General features: G+C 65.0%; 22 protein-coding genes. 6 read left to right on the forward strand and 16 right to left on the reverse strand.

The genetic code is table 11. The annotated features are described in order from the left end of the window. Nucleotides 1-400: 400 nt before the first annotated feature. Nucleotides 401-739, reverse strand: coding sequence for a phasin family protein (locus IVB18_RS29270; protein ID WP_247983860.1), 339 nt, complete (start codon nucleotides 737-739; stop codon nucleotides 401-403). Nucleotides 740-1,127: 388 nt separating this feature from the next. Here IVB18_RS29270 and IVB18_RS29275 point away from each other — a divergent pair, with 388 nt between their 5' ends. Beyond that, nucleotides 1,128-2,975 carry a D-alanyl-D-alanine carboxypeptidase gene (locus IVB18_RS29275; RefSeq protein ID WP_247983861.1) on the forward strand — a complete coding sequence of 616 codons (1,848 nt, stop codon included), beginning with the start codon at nucleotides 1,128-1,130 and terminating at the stop codon, nucleotides 2,973-2,975. Nucleotides 2,976-3,199: 224 nt separating this feature from the next. Here IVB18_RS29275 and IVB18_RS29280 read toward each other — a convergent pair whose 3' ends face one another. The 4 genes from IVB18_RS29280 to IVB18_RS29295 all read right to left on the reverse strand — a co-directional run bounded on the left by IVB18_RS29280 (nucleotide 3,200) and on the right by IVB18_RS29295 (nucleotide 7,007). Further along, nucleotides 3,200-3,928, reverse strand: a complete 729-nt coding sequence (locus IVB18_RS29280) for a DnaJ domain-containing protein (RefSeq protein ID WP_247983862.1) — start codon at nucleotides 3,926-3,928, stop codon at nucleotides 3,200-3,202. Between the two features lie 64 nt (nucleotides 3,929-3,992). Next, on the reverse strand, nucleotides 3,993-4,742 hold the full coding sequence (locus IVB18_RS29285; protein WP_247983863.1) for a VWA domain-containing protein: 750 nt from the start codon (nucleotides 4,740-4,742) through the stop codon (nucleotides 3,993-3,995). Between the two features lie 140 nt (nucleotides 4,743-4,882). Further along, entirely contained in the window at nucleotides 4,883-5,743 is an 861-nt protein-coding gene (locus IVB18_RS29290; RefSeq protein ID WP_247983864.1) for an alpha/beta fold hydrolase, read from the reverse strand. 340 nt (nucleotides 5,744-6,083) lie between these two features. Beyond that, nucleotides 6,084-7,007, reverse strand: coding sequence for a division plane positioning ATPase MipZ (locus IVB18_RS29295; RefSeq protein WP_247983865.1), 924 nt, complete (start codon nucleotides 7,005-7,007; stop codon nucleotides 6,084-6,086). A 285-nt stretch (nucleotides 7,008-7,292) separates the two neighbouring features. Here IVB18_RS29295 and panC point away from each other — a divergent pair, with 285 nt between their 5' ends. Further along, nucleotides 7,293-8,144 (forward strand): pantoate--beta-alanine ligase, encoded by an 852-nt coding sequence (gene panC / locus IVB18_RS29300; protein ID WP_247983866.1) that lies wholly within the window; start codon nucleotides 7,293-7,295, stop codon nucleotides 8,142-8,144. On the opposite strand, the gene IVB18_RS29305 is transcribed toward panC, so the two are convergent. The 5 genes from IVB18_RS29305 to IVB18_RS29325 form a co-directional block, all read right to left on the reverse strand. Continuing rightward, nucleotides 8,141-8,581, reverse strand: coding sequence for a DUF1489 domain-containing protein (locus IVB18_RS29305; protein ID WP_247983867.1), 441 nt, complete (start codon nucleotides 8,579-8,581; stop codon nucleotides 8,141-8,143). The genes panC and IVB18_RS29305 overlap by 4 nt on opposite strands. A gap of 42 nt (nucleotides 8,582-8,623) precedes the next feature. Continuing rightward, nucleotides 8,624-9,610, reverse strand: a complete 987-nt coding sequence (locus tag IVB18_RS29310) for a hypothetical protein (protein WP_247983868.1) — start codon at nucleotides 9,608-9,610, stop codon at nucleotides 8,624-8,626. Between the two features lie 155 nt (nucleotides 9,611-9,765). Then, nucleotides 9,766-9,969 carry a hypothetical protein gene (locus IVB18_RS29315; protein ID WP_247983869.1) on the reverse strand — a complete coding sequence of 68 codons (204 nt, stop codon included), beginning with the start codon at nucleotides 9,967-9,969 and terminating at the stop codon, nucleotides 9,766-9,768. Nucleotides 9,970-10,150: 181 nt separating this feature from the next. Then, the gene (locus tag IVB18_RS29320) at nucleotides 10,151-10,519 is read right to left on the reverse strand and encodes a YidB family protein (RefSeq protein WP_247983870.1); all 369 of its coding nucleotides are present in this window, start codon (nucleotides 10,517-10,519) and stop codon (nucleotides 10,151-10,153) included. Nucleotides 10,520-10,605: 86 nt separating this feature from the next. Continuing rightward, on the reverse strand, nucleotides 10,606-11,268 hold the full coding sequence (locus IVB18_RS29325; RefSeq protein WP_247983871.1) for a glutathione S-transferase family protein: 663 nt from the start codon (nucleotides 11,266-11,268) through the stop codon (nucleotides 10,606-10,608). 121 nt (nucleotides 11,269-11,389) lie between these two features. On the opposite strand from IVB18_RS29325, the gene IVB18_RS29330 reads away from it, so the two are divergent. Then, on the forward strand, nucleotides 11,390-12,115 hold the full coding sequence (locus IVB18_RS29330) for a DUF599 domain-containing protein (protein WP_247983872.1): 726 nt from the start codon (nucleotides 11,390-11,392) through the stop codon (nucleotides 12,113-12,115). Nucleotides 12,116-12,971: 856 nt separating this feature from the next. Here the strand turns inward: IVB18_RS29330 and IVB18_RS29335 are convergent. The 4 genes from IVB18_RS29335 to mgtE all read right to left on the reverse strand — a co-directional run bounded on the left by IVB18_RS29335 (nucleotide 12,972) and on the right by mgtE (nucleotide 16,875). After that, on the reverse strand, nucleotides 12,972-13,997 hold the full coding sequence (locus tag IVB18_RS29335) for a hypothetical protein (RefSeq protein WP_247983873.1): 1,026 nt from the start codon (nucleotides 13,995-13,997) through the stop codon (nucleotides 12,972-12,974). 49 nt (nucleotides 13,998-14,046) lie between these two features. Further along, a complete protein-coding gene (locus tag IVB18_RS29340) occupies nucleotides 14,047-14,865 on the reverse strand; it encodes an aldo/keto reductase (RefSeq protein WP_247983874.1) in 819 nt (272 codons plus the stop codon). Nucleotides 14,866-15,085: 220 nt separating this feature from the next. Next, on the reverse strand, nucleotides 15,086-15,388 hold the full coding sequence (locus tag IVB18_RS29345; RefSeq protein WP_247983875.1) for a helix-turn-helix domain-containing protein: 303 nt from the start codon (nucleotides 15,386-15,388) through the stop codon (nucleotides 15,086-15,088). 65 nt (nucleotides 15,389-15,453) lie between these two features. Beyond that, nucleotides 15,454-16,875: a magnesium transporter gene (gene mgtE, locus IVB18_RS29350; RefSeq protein ID WP_247983876.1), complete on the reverse strand. Its 1,422-nt coding sequence runs from the start codon at nucleotides 16,873-16,875 to the stop codon at nucleotides 15,454-15,456. Between the two features lie 116 nt (nucleotides 16,876-16,991). Between mgtE and IVB18_RS29355 the strand changes: the two genes are divergently transcribed. Together IVB18_RS29355 and IVB18_RS29360 are read left to right on the forward strand one after the other, a co-directional pair. After that, the gene (locus tag IVB18_RS29355; protein WP_247991763.1) at nucleotides 16,992-17,762 is read left to right on the forward strand and encodes a polysaccharide deacetylase family protein; all 771 of its coding nucleotides are present in this window, start codon (nucleotides 16,992-16,994) and stop codon (nucleotides 17,760-17,762) included. Between the two features lie 161 nt (nucleotides 17,763-17,923). Then, the gene (locus IVB18_RS29360) at nucleotides 17,924-19,177 is read left to right on the forward strand and encodes a polysaccharide deacetylase family protein (protein WP_247983877.1); all 1,254 of its coding nucleotides are present in this window, start codon (nucleotides 17,924-17,926) and stop codon (nucleotides 19,175-19,177) included. Nucleotides 19,178-19,180: 3 nt separating this feature from the next. On the opposite strand, the gene IVB18_RS29365 is transcribed toward IVB18_RS29360, so the two are convergent. Beyond that, nucleotides 19,181-19,555, reverse strand: coding sequence for a hypothetical protein (locus IVB18_RS29365; protein WP_247983878.1), 375 nt, complete (start codon nucleotides 19,553-19,555; stop codon nucleotides 19,181-19,183). Nucleotides 19,556-19,845: 290 nt separating this feature from the next. Between IVB18_RS29365 and IVB18_RS29370 the strand changes: the two genes are divergently transcribed. Further along, nucleotides 19,846-20,103 (forward strand): hypothetical protein, encoded by a 258-nt coding sequence (locus IVB18_RS29370; protein ID WP_247983879.1) that lies wholly within the window; start codon nucleotides 19,846-19,848, stop codon nucleotides 20,101-20,103. Nucleotides 20,104-20,125: 22 nt separating this feature from the next. Here IVB18_RS29370 and IVB18_RS29375 read toward each other — a convergent pair whose 3' ends face one another. After that, on the reverse strand, nucleotides 20,126-20,809 hold the full coding sequence (locus IVB18_RS29375) for a GntR family transcriptional regulator (protein ID WP_247983880.1): 684 nt from the start codon (nucleotides 20,807-20,809) through the stop codon (nucleotides 20,126-20,128).

The following is a 20,809-nucleotide window of genomic DNA, read 5'->3' on the forward strand; positions in this document are numbered from 1 at the left end:
GGCCAAGGTTAATCAATCCGGACCGATTTGACAAAAACTTCCGCCCCGACCCTTTAGAACATGTCGACCAGGAACCCGCCGTAACGCGGCTGCGACGCTTTCGCGTGGGGATACGTCCGGATTTCTACGGTGCAAGCATGTCGTGAATGCGCCGGCCAAGGATACCAGCTACACCTACAAGGACGCGATCGTGCTGCTCTACGACGGCCTCAACACGCAGCGCCGCTGATACAGCAATGCGTCGAGATCACGCTCGGCAGAAGACGCGATCGTCGCGGCGCTCAAGGCCATCGGCGCCCCGCTGTCGAAGCTGCGCGTGGCGCGCGGACGGATATCTCGCCCGCAAATAAAAAAGCCCGGCTGATTCAGCCGGGCTTTTCGATTCCAGGAGTCCGCAAGGTTAGTGAGCGGCCGGGGTGAACTTGGATGCGATGGTCTCGACCGGCTTGAAGGCCTGCTTCGCGAGGTCGTTGTAGAGGCCGGCGATCTTCTGCGATTCAGCGACGAAGGTCTCGTAGGCGGTGCGGGCGAAATCGGTCTGCGCTTCCAGCGCCTTGTCCAGCGACTTCACGCCGGAAAGCTTCTCGACGAAGGACTTGGTGTCTTCGAACGACTTCTTGGTGTAGTCGCCATAGGCGCTGGCGATCGCCTGGATGCCGTGCTGCATCGAGCTCGCGGAGGCAACGCAGGTCTCGAACTGCTCTTTCCCGTAATTCTGAAAGTCTTCAACCTTGAACATCTTGGATCCTTTTCCCTGGCGTTTCGTCGGGAAGCTTGGGCCCCCTGACGCTGCCCATAATTAGTGCAACGCACAAAAAAGTCAAGAATCTTGTGCGACGCACAAAAATAAATACAAGTCGCTGAGATTCCCGGGGTTTCCCGCAATGGTTCCTTAAGCTTTTGGAAACCGCGGCCCCCTACCCTGATTCCCTGGACGTGTTCATCTTCCGCGAGCGGCCAAAAGCCGTTTTAGAACACCACCTTAGCCAGAACAGCGGCTCAGGCCCAACGTCCCCCGCAGCGAACACCAGCGGAGGGGCAGCTTGAGCAGGTAATGATCCCGGGTCCGCAGGGCACAATTTCGCCTCACGAGCCGGTGATCAAGTCAGAAACGGGGACGGGGTTTCATGCTTCGTAAAAACTTGTCTTCCTCGCGCTTGGCGCGGGTTGGGGTTTTCGGGCTTCTTACGATCACCACCGCGGTCATCTTCACCACCGATGCTGCCGAGGCGCGGCGCCATCGGCATCGCTCCTACGCGCACCACCGGGTGCAGCGCGATGCCTCCGAAAGCTACAGCCCGCAATTCGCATCCATCATCGTCGATGGCAATTCCGGCGCGGTGCTTCAGTCGACCAGCCCCGATGGGCTGCGCCATCCCGCATCGCTCACCAAGATCATGACGCTCTATCTGCTGTTCGAGCGTCTCGAGTCCGGCAAGATGAAGCTCGACACCGAAATGCCGGTGTCTCAGCACGCCGCCGCACAGGATCCGACCAAGCTCAATTTGCGCCCCGGCCAGACCATCCGTGTCGAGGACGCGATCAAGGGTCTTGTCACCCGTTCCGCCAACGACGCAGCCGTGGTGATCGCGGAAGCGATCGGCGGCGACGAGGATGATTTCGGCCAGATGATGACGCGCAAGGCGCGTTCGCTCGGCATGTCCAAGACCGTCTATCGCAACGCCTCGGGCCTGCCCAACGACGAGCAGGTGACGACGGCGCGCGACCAGGCCACGCTCGGCCGCGCCATTCAGGAGCGCTTCCCGCGCTATTACCGCTACTTCTCGACCGCCTCGTTCAATTTCCGGGGACAGTCGATCCGCAACCACAATCACCTGCTTGGCAGCGTCGAGGGCGTGGACGGCATCAAGACCGGCTACACCCGCGCCTCCGGCTTCAACCTCGTGACCTCGATGCGCCGCGGCAACCGCCATCTGGTCGGCGTGGTGCTGGGCGGCCGCAGCGGCGGTTCGCGCGACGCCATCATGCGCAACCTGCTCGCGGAGAACCTGGACAAGGGCGCCTCGACCCGCACCGTTGCCGCGATCACTGAGCGCAGCGGTTCTGACAACATCGAAGTCGCCGATGCTTCGGATACTCCGGTCCGCCCGGCGCCGCAGGCCCAGGCTGCGGCCGCACCTGCTCCCGAAACGGCTGCACCGCGTCCCGCCTCTCGCCCGTCGGCGCTTGCGGCAGCGACCGCGGCAATGCCGCCGGCGCAGCCCAAGCCTGACTTCAAGGCAGACGCCAGGCAGGCCGAGGCCAAGATCGAGCCCGCTCCGCTCACCAGCGGCGTCATCGCGAGCCAGCCGCTCTCCATCATGCCGGGCTCGTCCGAGCCGATGAAGCCGGTTCGGGTCAAGACGGTTCAGGTCAAGGCCGGTGCCGCAAAGGTTGCCTCCGCCGCCCCGACGCAGGCTGCGCCGCAGGTCACCAATACCGTTTCGTCCCGCTCCGATGTCGCCGAAACGTCTAGCGCCGTCGTCGCCCGGGCGGATCTCATCAACAAGCCGGAGATCGTCAGCCAACCGGAGGCGCCGAAGGCCGAACTCGCCCGTACCGAACTGCCGCGACAGCCGGCGGGCTTCGGCACCGGCAACGGCATCCTCGGCGTGCTGCCGGCCGCAACCGCCGCCGCACCCGTCCCGGCTGCTCCGAAGCTCGCCTCCGCCGATCCGGCGCCACAGCCGATCCAGATGAGCGCCACCACCCGGTCGGTCGTCACCCACAGCGGGTGGATCGTCCAGGTCGGCGCCCTCGAGAGCGAGAACGAAGCCCAGCAGCGCATCGATGCCGCGCGCAGCTCGGCCCGAGGCCTGCTCAGCAAGGCCGATCCGTTCACCGAGCCGGTCCTCGCCAAGGATAATCGCAAGCTCTACCGCGCCCGCTTCGCCGGGCTCGAGCGGGACCAGGCCGAAGCCGTCTGCCGCGCCCTGAAGCGCGCCGATATCTCCTGCATCACCGTCCGTAACTGATCGTCTCATCGTTCCGTCAAAATGCCCGCGCCTTCGGCGCGGGCATTTTCGTTTTTGGGGACGCAATGATGCGAAGGCTGTTCCACGACAACCTCTCGTCAAGAATTTACGGTTAAAACTTTGCTCAAGGGATCGACCACGCCGGCAATGGCGGGCATCGGGGCGACGGCAAACAGAGCAAGCGGAGCTCACGCGGTACGGGCGTTTGTAGCGTGGTGCCGGAGTTAGCCGTTATGCGTACGAAGCAGAGTATCCTTGGCCTCGTTTACACGGGCAGCGAGGTACGTCGAGCCCCCCTGGTCGGGATGGAGTTTCTTCATCAGCGACTTGTGAGCCCGGCTGATGTCGTCGCGCCCCGCCCCCGGCTGCAAGCCAAGGATCTGATAGGCTTCCTCCGCCGTCATTTTGCTGCTCGGCGCCGTGCGGCGCTGCCCCCCTGCCGCATCGCCCTGCGCGTGCTGACGCCAGGCGGGAAACCGGCGGTCCAGATAGCTTTCGAGTAAGGCCACGCTCTCAGCGTCGAACGTCGGGACCATCGCCAGCAGACTCGCGAGATCAAACTCGTCGAGAGCGCGCCCTGCGTGAGGCCCGGCGACGATCTGTCCCGCGAGCTGGCCAGAGTCGTGGTCGAGCCGCATGTCGAGGAATTGCGAGCGCACGCGCGAGGCCTGTCCGGAAGTGCGCGCCGCGCCACCGCCGAACAGCCCGCCGATATTGCCGAAGCCGGAGTTTGCCAGCGGCGTCCAGCCGAGCAGGCCGGCGCCGAAGATCCCGAGCGGGATCGCCACCGCCAGTTCGCCCCGCAAGCCCGTGAACGCCGCGACCGCCAGCGCCACCACGCCGCCGCCGATCTTGACGGCGCGCGCGAGCACCGCCGGATTGGCGGCGCGGAACATCTGGAGCAGCAGATAAATCGTGACAACGGCGACAGCGCCGGCGATCAGGGTCGGCATCGCCCATATATAGTCCCCTCGCGCCCAAAAAGCATGCCGTCGTATCTCGCCAGGCGAACCCGCTTCACTTCATCTGGCCGATCAGCTTCGCCGCGCCGCTCGTCGTCTTCGACAATTTGAGCAGCGCCTCGCGGCCGCCCGCCGCATAGGCCGCAGCCGCACGCAAGAGGTCGCGCAACTGCGCTGCTGCGCCAGGATCGAACCGGCACCAGGCACCGCCGGTCAGGCGCGCGATCTCGCGAAATGCCTGCTCGGCCACGTCGTCATGGCCTTCCTGAAACAGGAACACGGGCACTTTGAGCATGCCGAGCTCACCAGCCTTGGCGCAGAGCTCGTCAACTTTCTCCTCCATGGCATCGCCGACGAAGACCACGGCACGCACGCCCGAATCGACCGCCTCCCGCCGTGCCTCACTCAGCACCTTGCCGATCTGGGTGTCGCCGCCGCGGCAGTCGATCTTGCTCATCAGCGTTGCAAGTTTGGCGCTGTCGGAGATCCAGCCCGTGGCGCGGCACTCGTTGAACCCGCGATAATAGACCAGCCGAATGTCGAGGCTGCCGATTGCCGCCGCCTCGCGGAACATGTCCGCCTGGAGCCCGCAGGCCATGTCCCAGGTCGGTTGCCGGCTCATCGTCGCATCCAGCGCGAAGATCAGCCGCCCGTTCGCACCGGGCGCATGCGGGGACAGCGCACGTGCCTTGGCGACGAAGGCGGCGATATCGTCCGTGGTCGACGTGTTGGCCTGCGGCAGTGCGCCGCCTGCTTGCGCCGAGACGGCATCGCGGCCGCGCGGTTTGATAGGTTCGCCCGACATCCCTGCTCGCACCTTGCGTGAGCGGCTAATGTGGTTAGCGGGCACTGCCCGGTCAATGTGAAAAACCTCCGCCGGCGGGCGCCAGCGGAGGCTTCGAACATCTGTTGCTGACCAGGAGCGAAGCGTCAGCTCTTGGAAGCTCAGCTCTTGGCAGGTGCCATCAGGGCGACCGGACCAGGCTCGAGGATCTTGGGCGGGGACGAGCTGGTGTCAACCGGCGCCACGTCGCTGTCAGCCGCGCTCAGGAACTTGTCGAGCATCCCCTGGATGGAGTTCTTGGCGCCATCCGGGCCGGTGTCGCGCATGTCGTTGTGCTGGAAGTCCGTCTTGACGACCTGAATTCCGGCCTTCTCGCACTCCTCGTCCGTGGGGATCACACCCGGATCGGTTTTGAACTGCGGATCCTTGGAGCGGAACGACAGGATCTTGAACTTGCCGGCGGTGACGAAGGGAACGCGGAGATTATCCAGCGTGACGACCTTCTTGACCTCGTCCGGATACTGCTTGGCGAAATACATCGTGATGTCGCCGCCCATGGAGTGGCCGACCATCGTCACCCTGGCGTAATCGGCGTTGGGCTGAACCTTTTTCATCTCCTGCATCGCGAGATGGATGTTGGCGACGCCGCGCAGGATCTGCGGCAGCCGACCGACATAGAGCTCGCCGGGCTTGGTCACCATCGGAGGATCGGTCGGCAGGTCATGCTGCGGACTGACGACGAGATAGCCGCGTGCCGCGAAGATGTTGGCGAGGAAGCCGTACTCGGTATTCTTGACGGTGTTGCCGTGATTGATCACCGCGACCGGCATCGTGATCATGCCGGCATTGGCCTGCATTTCCTTGTCGCGACGGATCGCGATATCGACGGGCACCGGACGATTGTCGCGCGAGGCATCGTAGAAAGTGACGGTCTCGTGCCTGATAGCCCACTTGCTCGCCGTGAAATAGGCGACGCCGCAGAGGGCAGTAACCGAAACCAGAACGGCAATTCCACGCTTCATTTTCGTCCTCAGCCTCAGGCTTGTCTGGCCTGAAGTCCCTGTCGAAACCGTGCTTGTTCGGGAAGCTCTTTGGCTCCCTCGCGCCTATTCCCTAATATATGTCACAGCCGCGTGACAGGAAGGCCAAATTTTGTGAACTGGCAGCCCTTTCATTGTGCGACGCACACGTTTCTTGAGCATCCCGTCCCCCTACAGCTACGTCAGGGTGCACGTCACCATCCGACGCAACCGGTCTCGATCTGGTTCAACTTCGCAGTAAACACGAGATGAAAACGGGTTTTCGCGGGGTCGGTTCCAGCGGGAACCGGCTAGGAAGCTTCGACCGGAAGTAGCGACGTGGTCAGGCGCCGAGGATGTCGTGAATCTCGAGCGGCTTGGCGACCTGGCTGAACCACTCGGCCCTATTGGCCGCACGGCGGCGGCCGCGCTCGTCAAGCGGAAGCTTGAGCTGGCGGAGCAGGCTCGTCACCTCTTCCCGCGCGGTGAGATGGCCGAGATTGGGCCGCATGCCCAACGTCGCCTCGTCGATCTCGTCGAGGGCCGTCAGGCCGCGCGGAAAGAACTCGCGGTAAACGACGCGCTCGGCGAAGCCGTCGACGTAGCGGAAGCCGAGCCGCAGCGACAAATCCTTCAGTCCGTTGGCGACGAGCTGCTTGTTGCGGGAGCCGAGCATCGACAGGCGGTTGCGCACGACGATCCAGTCAGTCGTCGAGCCGTCGAGCTGGCGGCGCTTGCGGCGGGTATCCAGCACCATCTCGGCGTAGTGGCTCTCGCCCGTCACCGCATAGTTGGCAGGATCGACAGTGCCGAGCACGTCGAAATCGAGGAAGCTGTCGTTGATCGGCGTGACCAGCGTATCGGCCATCGAGTGCGCCAGCCGCATCAGGTAACTGTCGGTGCCGGGAGTGTCGATGACGATGAAGTCGAAACTGCTCTCGACCGCTGAAACCGCCTCCATGAACTGCTGGAACTCGGAATTCTCGTTCTCGGCGATCTGCATGGTCTCGCCAAGCTTGATGCAGCGATGCACCGGCAGCTCGAGGTCGAGCTTGGTGCGGCGCGCCCAAGCGGAACGGTTGTTGATGTAGCGGGTGAAGCTCTGCTGACGGCAGTCGAGATCGATGGTGGCGACGCGCTGGCCGGCCTTCAGAAGCGCGACCGCGATGTGCAGGGCGGAGGTCGACTTGCCGGAGCCGCCTTTCTCGTTGCCGAGCACGACCACATGCGCCGAGCCGGATTGGCCTTGGCTAGCCTGCACAAGCATAGCGATCCTCAACACCCCTACGGAATATCTTCGAGTTGGCCGCGTCGGCGGTCAAGTGAAATGCGTGACAGGAAATGCAAATCACACTGCGCCGTGCTTCATCATGAATCGCGGCGCCATCTTTCGTCTGTGATCCAGCCCACAATGTCGCGACATACTGCGCGGCTTCACAGGCAACGCTGTGCCGCATCCGGATGCATGGCGTCCACGATCGCCGCTTGTTAGGGTTAGCCTCTCGGGCGCCGGGACGCGTCCGCCTCCATTCCCAAACCCCGTTGAGACCTGATGTCACGAAGCCCCTTGATCGTCCGCACGGTCCCCGCCCTGCGACGCGCCGTCGACAATCTTCGCAAGCGAAAAGCCACGATCGCGCTGGTGCCGACCATGGGAGCACTCCATGACGGGCATGTGTCGCTGGTGCGCCTGGCCAGGCGACGCGCCAGCCGCGTCGTGGTCTCGATTTTCGTGAACCCGACCCAGTTCGCTCCGACCGAGGATTTCGGCGCCTATCCGCGAACCTGGAAGGCCGATATCGCCAAGCTCGCGGCCGAAGACGTCGAGATCGTCTGGCACCCCGGCGTCGAGGCGATGTATCCGGAAGGCTTCGCCACCCGCATCGTGCCGGAGGGGACCGCGCTGGCCGACCTCGAGGACCGCTTCCGCCCGCACTTCTTCGGCGGCGTCGCCACCGTCGTCGGCAAGCTGTTCACGCAATGCCGGCCGGATGTCGCGATCTTCGGCGAGAAGGACTTTCAGCAATTGCGGGTGGTGACGCAGATGGCTGGGGATCTCGACCTCGGCGTCAAGGTGATCGGCTCCCGCACGGTGCGCGAGCGCGACGGCCTCGCGATGTCCTCGCGCAACGTCTACCTCTCGCCGGAGGAGCGGAAGACCGCCACCACGCTCTACCGCGCCATGAAGGAGAGCGCCGCGCGGATCCGCGCCGGCGAGGCCATTGCCCGTGCGATGGCGCGCGGCGCCGAGATGATCAAGGCCGCCGGCTTTGCGCTCGATTATTTCGAGGTCCGCCACGCCGAGACGCTCGCGCCGGCCACCTCACGCAAGGATGGACCCCTGCGGATCCTGGTCGCAGCCAAGCTCGGCACGACCCGGCTGATCGACAATATCGCGGTCTAGAGCAATCCGAGATCGCGCAGCTCGCGCCGCATCGGCTCCGGCATCGCCGCGATCGTGCCCGCGGCGGACTTGCCGAGATCGGGCGGCACGGCGCTGTCGGCAAGATAGCGCCAGCCCTGGAACGGACGCATCGGCCGCGGCGACACCGAGATCACCTTCGGCTGCATCACGATCCGGCAGCGGCCGATGCCGTCCTTGTCACGGAACGGCTCGATGCCGATGATCTTCTCGCGCGCGGCGATCTCGCCCTTGATGACCCAATAGAGCGAGCCACCCGAGAGTATCTCGGCGTCGCGCTTGGGGACCATGCGGGTGATGTGGACGTGGTGTTGCGGCAGGCCCCTCTTCTTGGCCGTCTGCATCCGTTCGGCGATCCACCCCTTCAATTCCTTGACGGAGTCGCAGCCGACGGCGAGTTTGATCAGATGTAGTGGCATGCCCCAGCATTAGCGGGCCTGCCGCGAGTTTTCAAAGCTGATCTACTCGTTATCCGCAGCCGCGGGAGCCGGCGCCGCGGTCGGCGGCGCGAGCGGAACCGGCGGGGCGGGCGCGCGCGCAGCCTTCGGAGCCGGCGGCTTCTTCGCGGCCGGTGCCGCGGGTGCAGCAGCCTGTGCCGAGGCTGGAGCCGGCGTACGCGGCGCCGGCGCGGCGTTGGCGGCGGGCGCCTGACGCGTCGCTGCCGTCGGCGGCTCCGGATTCATGATGCTCACCGGCGGCGTCGACGAGGCGCTCGGGAACTCCGCATTGGTCGGCTTGCCCGTCGGCATCGATGGCGGCAGCGCCGCGAGCGCACCAGAGCCCTGCATCGCAGGCGCTGCTGCGGGCGCGTACCAGCTCGGCGCATAGCGCGCGACCAGCGTGTCGTAGAGATGGGCGTCCATGTTGGCGGCGACCCGCTGCTGATCGGTCAGCGAGCGGAAGGCGGCGCAGTCGAACTGCGTGCAGCCGTCGCGTGCGACCAGCACCTGCGCGACGAGACCGTAGCGATCGTGCTCCAGCGACTTGCGCAGCACCTTCATGTCCAGCGTCAGGCTCTTTTCGGCCGTCGCTGCATCGCCGAGCTCGGTCAGCCGGTCGATTCTGGCGGCGGTGTAGGAGACGGCGGCAGCCGCCGCATCGGGCGAGCCGAACAATGCCTTCTCGCAGCCGGCGGCCACCAGGTCACCGGCGAGATCGTCGAGGCAGGACAGCGCCGGGAGGCTCGCGGTCACCGCAGCCTGCGCACGCGCCTCGATCGGGGATCCCTGCCCCACCGGTCCGTAGACACGCACGGTGGCGGCCACCGCGATGGCGATGGCGAGCAGCGTGATCACCGACAGCGCGCCATTGGCGACCGACCTCTCGGCGCGCAGGAGCGTGGTCAGGAGAATCAGTCCGAAGAAGCCGGCCGCCGCCAGCGTCATCCACATCGGAAAGGCCGGCGAGAGCCAGATTTGGTCGAGCGAAGTGGCCCATGCCCAGTTCATGCGCGATGTCCCCTCACGCGAGCAAAGAGCGAATGGTCAAAGCGAGCACCGCGAGTCGGCAGCTGCCCCCGGTCCACCTTGTCGAGGTGAAGCGGGCCTTTTGACGGCGAGCAAGCAAATTTCTCCGCAACGTCAATGTGCGGGGCCGTCATCCCTCAGGAGAGTGCGAGCTGGCTTTCCTTGGCGACGCGTTCGAAGGCTTCGGTCGAGCTCTTGATGCGGTACTGGCAGTCGTCGCCATCGGTTGGCAGCAGGCGGATGACCTCATACGAGCCGCTGGCAGCCGGGCGCGCAACGTTGCTCGCAGTAAACAATACGTGCGTGCCGATAGGAAATTTATGCTTCAACGCCCTCTCCATGACTCAAACAACGCCTGCCGTGCCCAGGGTCCCACTGCGACGGCCGGCCGAAAACCCGGCCTGCCCTATAGCACGCGGCGGGCCGTTTTGGCCAGCAGTATCCAGCATGGCAAACGTACCAATTTTGCAGTCATTTCAGAGTGATGCCCCCCGGCCGCCGAGACCGCCGGAACCCGATCCGTCAGACCGTGTGGGGCAGCTTTCCGTCGGGGCTCGCGTGATCCACGGCCTTGGGCAGTTCCTGGGCCAGAATCTGGCCCAGCTGGTCGACCGGGATGTTGTAGCGGGCAGCCAGCTGGCGGACCGTGTCGTTGCCCAGCACGGCGCGGAGCTGGTCTGCCGAGATCGGCAGGTTCTGGCTATTGCCGAGCCAGGATTTGACCTGGTCGCCAAAGCCCGCCTGCTGGAGCTTTGCGACGATCGCGCTGAGGCCGCCCTGATTGTTGCTGCCGAGCACCTCGTTCAGCACACCCGGCAAGACCGCGGCGCCGAGCTGGCCAAGCGCGCTGCGGAGCGCGGGGTTGTTTTCCAGCGAGTCCAGGATTCCCATGGCCGTGCCCTCTCCTAAGCCGATCATTCCACCGTGATTGAGCGCCGGCCCGTTCGCCGTCAAGCCAGCCTCAATCACATTCGCGATCAGACATTCTCGAACTTTTCGATGACGAGCGTCTCGGCGAGCCCGTCGCGGGTCCATTCCTGGAACGCCGGCAGCGCCATCATCGTGTCCATGTAGGCCCTGGCCTCGGGCTCGACCTCGATCGCAAAGGTGCGGAAGCGGTGCACGACCGGCGCATACATCGCATCCGCCGCGCCGAAGCCGCCGAACAAGAACGGTCCCTCGGCCTCGTAGCGCGCGCGGCATTCGCGCCAGATCTCCTGGATGCGCGCGATGTTGGCCAACGCATCCGCCGACAGCGCCACGGGGCGCACGGGGCGATGCAGATTCATGCCGCATTCGCTGCGAAGCGGCACGAAGCCGGAATGCATCTCGGCGCACACCGAACGGGCATGCGCGCGGGCGGCGGCGGCGTCGGGCCACAGCTTCTTCTCGGGGTGGCGCTCGGCAATGTATTCGATGATCGCGAGCGAATCCCACACTGTGATGTCGCCGTCGATCAATACCGGCACCTTGCCCGCGCGGCTGAACGAGAGGATCTGCTCCTTGTCCGCCGGATTGTCGGTGTAGAGCGGGATGACGGTCTCCGCGAACGGGATGTCGTTGGCGCGCAGCGCGAGCCAGGGCCGCATCGACCATGACGAGTAGTTCTTGTTGCCGATCGCAAGCTTCAGCGCAGCCATGTGACTAGTCCTTCCCGAGTCTGCTGGATGCGGCTGCTTTTAGCGCCATCACCTGCCGCCAATCAATCGTTGCCGCGCCGGAGCATGCGTGGCAATCGTTGCGACCTGCGAGGAGAGAGACATGAGCAGGCATTGGGTCGACATCACCGCGGTCGGCTTCTTCATCATTGAGTGGCTGGTCTATGCCCTGACGCTGGAGCACTCGGCCTATGGCCGCGACAGCCTGTCGGCGCGCATGAACGGCTATCGCGAGGTCTGGGTGCGCCGCCTGCTCGACCGCGACACCCGCATGGTCGACATGCAGATCATGGCCTCGCTCCAGAACGGCACCGCCTTCTTCGCCTCCACCAGCCTGTTCGCGATTGGGGGTGCGCTGGCGCTGCTGCACGCCACCAGCGACGCCATCACCATCTTGAGCAAGCTGCCGATCGACCTCAGCCCCTCGCCCGCGCTGTGGGAATTGAAATGCGTCGGCCTCGTGCTGATCTGCGTCTACGCCTTCTTCAAGTTCGCCTGGGCCTATCGCCTGTTCAACTACGTCGCGATCCTGTTCGGCGGCATGCCGCCGGCCTCCCAGCGCGATACGCCGCAGGCCGAGGCGCACGTCATCCGCACCTCGCGCCTGTTCGAATCCGCCGGCCGCCACTTCAACCGCGGCCAGCGCGCCTTCTTCTTCGCGCTCGGCTATCTCGGCTGGTTCGTCAGCCCCTGGGTGCTGTTCGTGACCACGGCCGCGGTGGTGATCGTGACATGGCGGCGGCAGTTCGCGTCGAGCGCGTGGGCGGCGATGGCGCCGGAGGTGGTGGTGGATGGCGAGGAGACGCGGAAGCGCGGTCCTCAAGGATGAACGCGCAGCGCGCTTCTCGCCATCCGTCATCCTGAGGTGTGAGGGGCGCAGTGCGCTCGCACTGCGTTCCGAGCCTCGAAGGATGAACGGCCCCTATGCAGCCGGGCCGTCGCCCTTCGAGGCTTGCCCTGCAGCGCGATGCGCTGCAGGGCAAGCACCTCAGGCTGACGGTGATGGATTGGTGCTTGTTGCAAATCTACGTCCATTTCAATCAGACACACCTTCGCATCCTCGCGGCTGATTTCGCCCGAGCTTTGCTTCATTCCTCACCCCCTTCAATCAAGAGGGCGCAGGGAAGGCCGGGTGCCGGCTGGCACCCACTCATCCGCTGTGCGCGTGTAGCGCATTGGAAAAATGCACAGCGGTCAACAGGTGTAGCCGCACACACGGCCTTCCCTGCGCAGTGGGCCTACGGCCGCAACCCGGCTCGCGAAACGTGACGACGCGCGATCGCCCCTCTTGGTGAGCCGGGATGAGCGACACATACGACATTTCCGAATTTCGGCAAAGTGGAATATTTTCGAGGAAAGAACTTGACAGGATTCGGAAACGACGCAGGTGTTTTGCCCGCCACCCGGCAGGCTATTTGCCGGGTGCAGCCCCTTGCCGCTTGTTCCGCGCATATCGCCGGCGTTACTTGACAGCGCCGTCGACCATCGCTTCCTGCCGGCGTCCGGCAAGCTTCGTCATGACTTGCAACTACCGGGAATTCTGGCAGCCTTCACCTGGCTTGCGAACGACAGCCGAACATGAGCGTGAGGCCTGTCCACAGCACGCAGGATGGATGGAGCGCAGCGATACCCGTCGATTCCAGGGACGCGGATAGATTTCGCAAGGGCTCAACCCATCCCACAAGCTACCCCCCGCCAAAATCCCGCGGCGAGAACGGCAAGTCCATCACCTTCCATTCCCCGTACTTGTCGGCCGGCAGCATCTTATAGGGCTGGCAGGCTTGCAGCGCGCTCATCGCGGACTGCACGAGGGCCACACCCTTCGCGGATGGCGGGGCTTCGATCAGGATCGGGTGGCGGGCCAGCGTGCCGTCGGTGGCGAGCACCGTGCGCAGCTTGATGTGCAAATTGTCGGTCGGCGCGACCCCGGCCGGCAGTTTTGCGCAGCTCTTCAGGTGGCGGCGAAGCTCGGCGATCACCTCGGCCGGCAGCTTGGCTCCGATCGAATCCTTGGCATCGCCGCCGTCGTCCTTGGGCGCGTCCTTCGGCTCGGGCGGCAATTCCGGCGGCAGGCCCAGCATCACGCCGTACTTGACGGTCACGTCAGGCTCCGGCGCCTGATAGGCCGGCGGCGCGGCCTGCGGCTGCGGCATCGCGGGTGGTGGCTGCGGTGCCGACTGATGCTGCTGCAGCGACTGGGGCGGAGGCTGTTGCGGCAGCAACTGGGATTGCGGCGGCTGGGGTTGCGGAGGCTGTTGTTGCGACGGTGGCGCTTGCGGCGGTTGCTGCTGCACGTTGGCCTCGCGCTGCTTCGGCGCCTGCGAGGGTTCCGGCTGCGGCTGTTTCTGCTGCATCGGCTGCTCAGGCGACGCCTGCTGCTGCGATGGTTGCGACGCAGCCTGCTGCTTGGCCGCAGGCTTCGCCGCTGCGTCGGCTTTGTCGGTGAAATCCAGCTTCGGAAGTTTCAGGTCGGGCGTCGGCTCCGGTGGCTTCTCCTTCGCCTCTTGCTTCACCTCTTCCTTGGCCTTCTCCTCGGCTTTCGCCTCCTCCTGCTTCACCTGCTCCGGCGTGACGATGTCGACCGACACCGTTTCGGGCGCCGCGAGGTTAAACAGATGGACCTCGCTGATCAGGATGATCAGCCCCACCAGCGTCAGATGCGCGATCGCCGACGCTGCAATGTCCGTCCGTATGATCTTCCGCAGTTCCATCGCCTGGTCTTGGGTTGCCGACTTGCTCCTAGCATACGGCAGCCCGCTCTCAATCCCATTTCGGCGCGAAGCCGAAATCCGTCAGGCGGCCCTTCGGACTGGCCAGCGCCGAGACCTGCGCCATCTCTTCGTCCGCCAGCTCGAAATCGAAGATCTCGATGTTTTCCGACAGGCGCTCGACGCGCGAGGTGCGCGGGATCGCGGCAACATTCTGTTGCACTAGCCAGCGCAGGCAGATTTGCGCCGGCGTCTTGCGATGGGCGCGCCCGATTGCCGCAAGCGTCTGGTCGGACTTGATGCGGCCCCTGGCGATCGGGCTGTAGGCGACCAGCGCCAGCCCGTGCCGGTCGCAGGCCGCCCTCACCTTGGCTTGGTCGAGATAGGGATGGTATTCGACCTGGTTGCAGACGAGCGGTTCCGGGCACAACGCGACCGCCTCTTCGATCAGGGCGACCGTGAAATTGGAGACGCCGATGTGGTGCGCCAGGCCCATGCGCTTGGCGTGCGCCAGCGCGCCCAGCGTCTCCGCCAGCGGCACATGCGAATTGGGCCAGTGCAGCAGCAACAGATCGACGGATGGAAGCCGCAGCCGCGCCAGGCTCTCCTTGACCGAGCGCTCCAGATCGTGGGGCCCGTAATGGTTGGTCCAGACCTTGGTGGTGAGGAAGATGTCTTCGCGCCGCACTCCCGAGGACCGCAGGCCGTCGCCGACCTCGCGCTCATTGTCATAGACCTGCGCGGTGTCGATATGGCGGTAGCCGAGCCGCAGCGCCTGCTCGACCACGCGCGCGCAGGTCCGCTCGCTCAACTCCCAGGTCCCGAGCCCAATCGCCGGGATTTTTGCGCCATTGGCCTCGACGAACAGCATGAGGAATCCTCTCTGTCGCAGTCGCCCCAGGTTCATTATGGACCCGGTCGGTGACACTGCCAACGAAGGCCGCGACGGTCGGAGCGGTTATTCAGCGCAATGCTAAAGCGCGATGAGATGACAATGAACCATCATCGCGCTTTAGGTTGTTGTTTGAGCATGATCTTTTCGGAAAACCGCTTCGCACTTTTCCGGATCATGCTCTGGCGGTGTGTTGGCGTCAGGCTTTGGCAAGCGCCTGGAACACCGTGTCCGGCGCATGCGCTATCACCGCGAGCAGCGCGCGGGCGGGTCCCCGCGGGGCGCGCTTGCCCTGCTCCCAGTTGCGGATGGTCTCGACGGGCACACCTAACTTGGCGGCGAACTCCATCTGGGTGAGGCAGGCGCGGCGGCGCAGGTCGCGCACGGCAAGCGAACCGGTGTCAGCCGGCGTGGAAGCGCTCGTGGGCTGGAGCGGAAACTCCTGCCCGTCCCGCAATTCGACGATCCGCCCATCCGCCTTCAGCCGCAACCGCATGCTCATTCCCCCAAGCCGGGCGATGATGCGGCAACCCGCTTAAGTTCGGATTAACGATAGCGGCGTGCGGCCTATTTCAGGCCGAACCACAGCGTTGCGATGCCGAGGAAGGAGAAGAAACCGACGACGTCGGTCACGGTCGTGACGAACGTGCCGGATGCCACCGCCGGATCGGCCCGCACCCGGTCCAGCGCCATCGGGATTAGGATGCCGCCCAGCGCACCCGCAAAGAGATTGCAGATGATCGCGAGCCCGATGACGATACCGAGGCCCGGGATCTTGAACCAGACCACCGCCGCGACGCCCGTGATCACGGCAAAGGCCAGGCCGTTGACGAGGCCAACCAGCGTCTCCCGCATCACCACGCGCCAGGCATTGGAGGAGCCGAGCTCGCGTGTCGCGAGCGCGCGTACCGCAACGGTCATGGTCTGGGTTGCGGCGTTGCCGCCCTGGCTTGCGACGATCGGTGCAAGAACGGCCAGCGCCACCATCTTCTCGAGCTGGCCCTCGAACAGGCCGAGCACGGAGGACGCCAGGAAAGCGGTGGCCAGATTGACCAGCAACCAGTTGAACCGCGCCCGCGCAATGGTGAACACGGTGTCGGAGAGTTCTTCGTCGCTGTTGACGCCGCCCAGCGCCTTGAGGTCCTCGTCCGCCTCCTCCTCGATCACGTCGACGACGTCGTCGACGGTGATGACGCCGACGAGGCGATCCTGGGTATCGAGCACGGGCGCGGCGACGAGGTTATATTTGCCGAACATGCGCGCCACCTCCTCCTGGTCCTCCAGGACGGAGACGCGGCGGCGATCCTCGTCGGTCAGCTCGGCAAGCGCCACCGGGCGGCGGGCGCGAAGCAGGACGTCGAGCGAGACTGCGCCCTGCCAGTGCTGATCCTTGTCGACGACGTAGATCTCGTAGAAGCGGTCGGGCAGATCCGGGGTCTCGCGCATGTAGTCGATCGCCTGGCCCACGGTGAAATCCTGCGGCACCGCGATGAACTCGGTCTGCATTCGCCGGCCGGCGGAATTTTCCGGATAAAGCAGGCTGCGCTCGAGCGCGACGCGCTCGCGCAACGGCAGCTTCTCGAGGATCTCCTCCTGCTCCGCCTGGTCGAGCGTTTCCAGAAGCTCGACCGCGTCGTCGGATTCGAGCTCTCGGACGCCCTCGGCGACCGTCTCCGGCGGCAGCTCCTCGAGGATCTCCTCGCGCACGCCCTCGTCGAGCTCGTTCAACGCCGAGAAATCGAAGTCGCGCCCCGTGAGCTCGACCAGGCGAACGCGCTCGTCGGGCTCGAGAGCGCCGATCAGATCGCCGAGATCGGCCTCGTGCAGTTCGGCGACGGTGGCCCGCAAAAGCGCGCTGTCGGCGGCCTCGATCGCATGCGCAATCTCCTCGACGAATTCGTGACGAATTTCGCCGTCTTCATTGCGCATCGGAACGTGGTCGAGTACCGAGGCCTCCGCGGAGGGGGCAACGTCCATATGTTCATCCATGGCGCGCCTCTCCGTTTGACAGGTCGGGTCAGGTGGTCTGAGCTGATGGTTCAGGCAATACCCACAAGGCAACAGCGAGCGCAATGGCAAAGATGCATCGGCCGAAATGGATATCGATGTCGGTAGGCGCGGCGCTCGCCGCCCTCATCGGCACCGCCTCGGCTGATGCCGCCGACTGTCCGCGCAAGGACGCGCTCGGCACCTCGCGCCTGCTCAGCGTCGATGCCAAATCCACGCCGCGCGTGGGGCTGAAGAGTTTTACGCAAACACTGCCGCTCGCCGATCACGAGGTCGTGCTGACCTTCGACGACGGCCCGCATCCGCCGACCACCTCGAAGGTGCTGGCCGCACTGGCGCAGGAATGCGTGCGGGCGACCTTCTTCCTGATCGGCCTGCACGCCTCCGAGCATCCCGACATGGTCAAGCGCATCGCCCGCGAGGGCCACAGCATCGGCCATCACACCTGGTCGCATCCGTTCATGGCGCGGATCCCGTTCGACAAGGCGAAGAATGAGATCGACCGCGGCATCGCGGCGAACGAGACGGCGCTGCACGGGACGTCGACGACAACGCCCTCGACGCCGTTCTTCCGCTTCCCCTATTTCGAAGCGACGCAAGCGCAACTCGACCTGCTCCAGTCGCGCGGCATCGTCGTGTTCGGGGCCGATCTGTGGGCCAGCGACTGGAACGAGATGACGCCGGATCAGGAATTGAAGCTCATCACCGAGCGCCTCGCCGCTGCCGGCAAGGGTATCATCCTCTTCCACGATCCCAAGGCGCGCACGGCCGCGATCATGCCGGCCTTCCTGCGGTATTTGCGTCAGAACGGCTATCGCGTCGTTCACGTGGTGCCGGCGGGCGCGGCGAAGAATGCCGACGCGCATTGATGCCGGAATGTCACGCCGGCGCAAAATGGGGTGATTTTGACCCTATTAACAGTCTGTTCATGCTACGCCATGCAAACATGGAAGAGGTCTTGGGCCTGAACCGTTTCTCGGCGTCTCCGACCTACTATGGCGGCAATCGCGTATGAGGGCAGACCGGGTTCATGATCAGAAGCAGCGTTGTTGTTCGGACGCGATCGTGGATCGTCCTCTGCCTGGGCTTGCTGACCACTGCCTCGCCGGCGGCATTGGCGGCCAATTGCCCGGGTCACCCGGACGCGCTCGGCACCTCCCGCACCCTTGTGGTCGACCCGCGCGCGCATCCGCGCATCGGCACCATGCAGTACCGCGAGACGCTGCCGCTGAAGGACCATGAGGTCGTCCTGACCTTCGACGACGGTCCGCTGCCGAAATACTCCAACCAGGTGCTCCAGATCCTGGCCGACGAGTGCATCAAGGCGACCTTCTTCATCATCGGCGGCCAGGCCAAGGCGAACCCTGAGGGCGTGCGCAAGCTGGTGGCGGCGGGCCACACCGTCGGCACGCACAGCATGAACCATCCGCTGACGTTCGACAGGATGCCGATCGAGAAGATCGAGACCGAGATCAATGGCGGCATCGAGTGGACGTCGGCTGCGATGACCGATCCGTCCGCGCTCGCGCCGTTCTTCCGTATTCCCGGCCTGATGCGCGCCCAAGGCGTCGAAAACCATCTGATCTCGCGCGGCATCCAGGTCTGGAGTGCCGATTTCCCGGCCGACGACTGGCGGCACGTGTCGTCCGATCGCGTCTACCAGCTCGCGATCCAGCGGCTCGAGGCCAAGGGCAAGGGCATTTTGCTCCTGCACGACATCCAGGCCCGCACCGTCGCGGCGCTGCCCAAGATCATCCGCGATTTGAAGGCGCGCGGCTATCGCATCGTCCATGTGGTGCCGGCCACCGCCGACCGGCCGGCGACGCCGACCGAGGCGGTGGAATGGCTGCTGCGTCCGCCGTCGGAGAGCGTGCCGATCGCACGCTGGCCGGCCGTGCCCAATTTTGTCTACACACAGGCATGGACGCTTCCGGCACCTGACCTGGCTGATCTCAACGCGCAGCCGGCGCATGAGCCGCTGTTGCCGCGCCGGACCATGGCGCAGGCGGATGTCGCCGCCACCCTGCCCGTGCCCGACCGCGATCTCTTCGCGATCCCGGAAGGCTCGATCGAGGTGCTGCTGTCCACGACGCTGTCGCGGCGAGCCGCGACGCGGCTGGCCATGGCGGCTGAGACGCCTCATGCCTCCAAGGGCAAGGCTGGCAAGTCACCAGGACGCCGGACGGCGCATGCCGTGCATGGCGCACCGAAGCATGCCGCGCAGACCACGGGCGCTACCCCGCATCCGACCCGCGTCGCCAGCCTGAAGAAGCGGACGCAGTAAGCTTTACTGCCGCACGATATTGGCGACGCAGAGCAGCACAATCAGCGCCAGGAAGAACAGGTCCATATAGGCCTTCAGCTCGCCGTCGCGGCGCAGCCGGGCCACGTCGGCCACGACCTGCTTGCGCGTGCTGGTTCCGCCGCTGCCGTCATTGATCGGACCTTGCAGGCGCCGCGTCTCGGCCTCGAGCTTCTCGATCTTCTGGAAGAAGTAGAACGAGCGCAGCGTCGAGGCCGCGCGCATGGCGGTATAGACCAGCACCAGGATCGCGAGGATCGCCCGGTTCGGATACTTCTCCATGAAGTTCAGGCTGAAATATACCACTGCCATGAACGCGAAGTTGGTGAAGAAGCGGTAGACGAAGCTTAGAAGGACCATGCTGGCTCAGCCTTGAGGAGTCGCGCAACCAGACCGTGGTGCGAATTCGGGGATACGGGCGCAGACCGGAACAGCCGGCCTGAATGCCGCGCAGGCCCGTCTACGCCAACTTCGTTGCAGCAAAGATAAGATCACCCGCCTGCCGAGCGCCTTTTAGCCACGCTCGGCTATCATGCAACAGAGCGTGGCAGCCCGCCCGTTCCACACGCACGCACCCGGGCAACGGCTCAATGGAGATTCGGCCAAAGCCGCGATAGACTATCGCCGCCACTCGCATGCGGGGTTTGCCGATGCCGAAGAAGGGAATCACGGGCCACGACGAATGGGTCCTGACCGAGGCGCTTGCGACCGCACTGGTCGCGCTGGAGCAGCTTGAGCCGAAGCACCAGCCGCGCGCGCATATGGACGATATCCGGAAAATGCTGTCGAGCGGCAAGGAGCCGGCGGCCGTGAGCCTGCACCTCGCCCAGGCCAAATGCCGCCTGTTCCCCGACCTCGATCCCCTGGAAATCTACCGGAACTACGGCATCGGCGAGGAATATGGCTGAACGGGCCTGCGCGCGCCCCCCTCTACCTGCCCGCTCCACTCCTGGTGCTAGCCGGCGCAGATCGGTCCTGCGTGAGCCCCAGCACCATGTCCGAGAAGCGCTCACCCTGTACCAACACGTGGCTATGAAGGCGGCTCGCGGCGAGCTGCTCGTCGCCGGCGCGGATCGCTTCGAGAATCCCGGCGTGCTCCTGCAGCGATTGCAGCAGACGGTTACGCGCGCGAAGCTGGATGCGTCGATAGGCGCTCAAACGCTTATGCAGGGCGAACGCCTGATCGGCTAGGAAGCCGTTGCGGCTCGCACGGTAGATCGCTTCGTGAAAATTGCGGTTGTCGGCGTAGTACTGCTCGCTGTCGCCTTGCCGCGCGGCGACCTCGCACGCGCGGTGCGCGGCCTCCATCGCGGCGTCGTTCTCCGGTGTGAGCCGGCGCGCGGCCAAGCGCCCGCAGGCGCTTTCGATCTCGGCCATGGTCTCAAACATTTCGAATAGCCGGGTCGGTGAAGGAACGCTGACGATCGCCCCGCGCCGCGGGCGGACATCGATGAAGCCTTCGGCGCCGAGCTGAAGCAGCGCCTCCCGGATGGGGGTCCGCGACACCCCGAATCGCTCGGCCAGCGAGGCCTCATCCAGGCGATCGCCCGGTCGAAATTCCCCAGCCATCACAGCGTCTTCGATCGACTGTTTCAGTCTGAAGGCTTGGCTCAT

Origin of the sequence: Bradyrhizobium sp. 186 (assembly GCF_023101685.1) — a bacterium.
GTDB lineage: Bacteria > Pseudomonadota > Alphaproteobacteria > Rhizobiales > Xanthobacteraceae > Bradyrhizobium.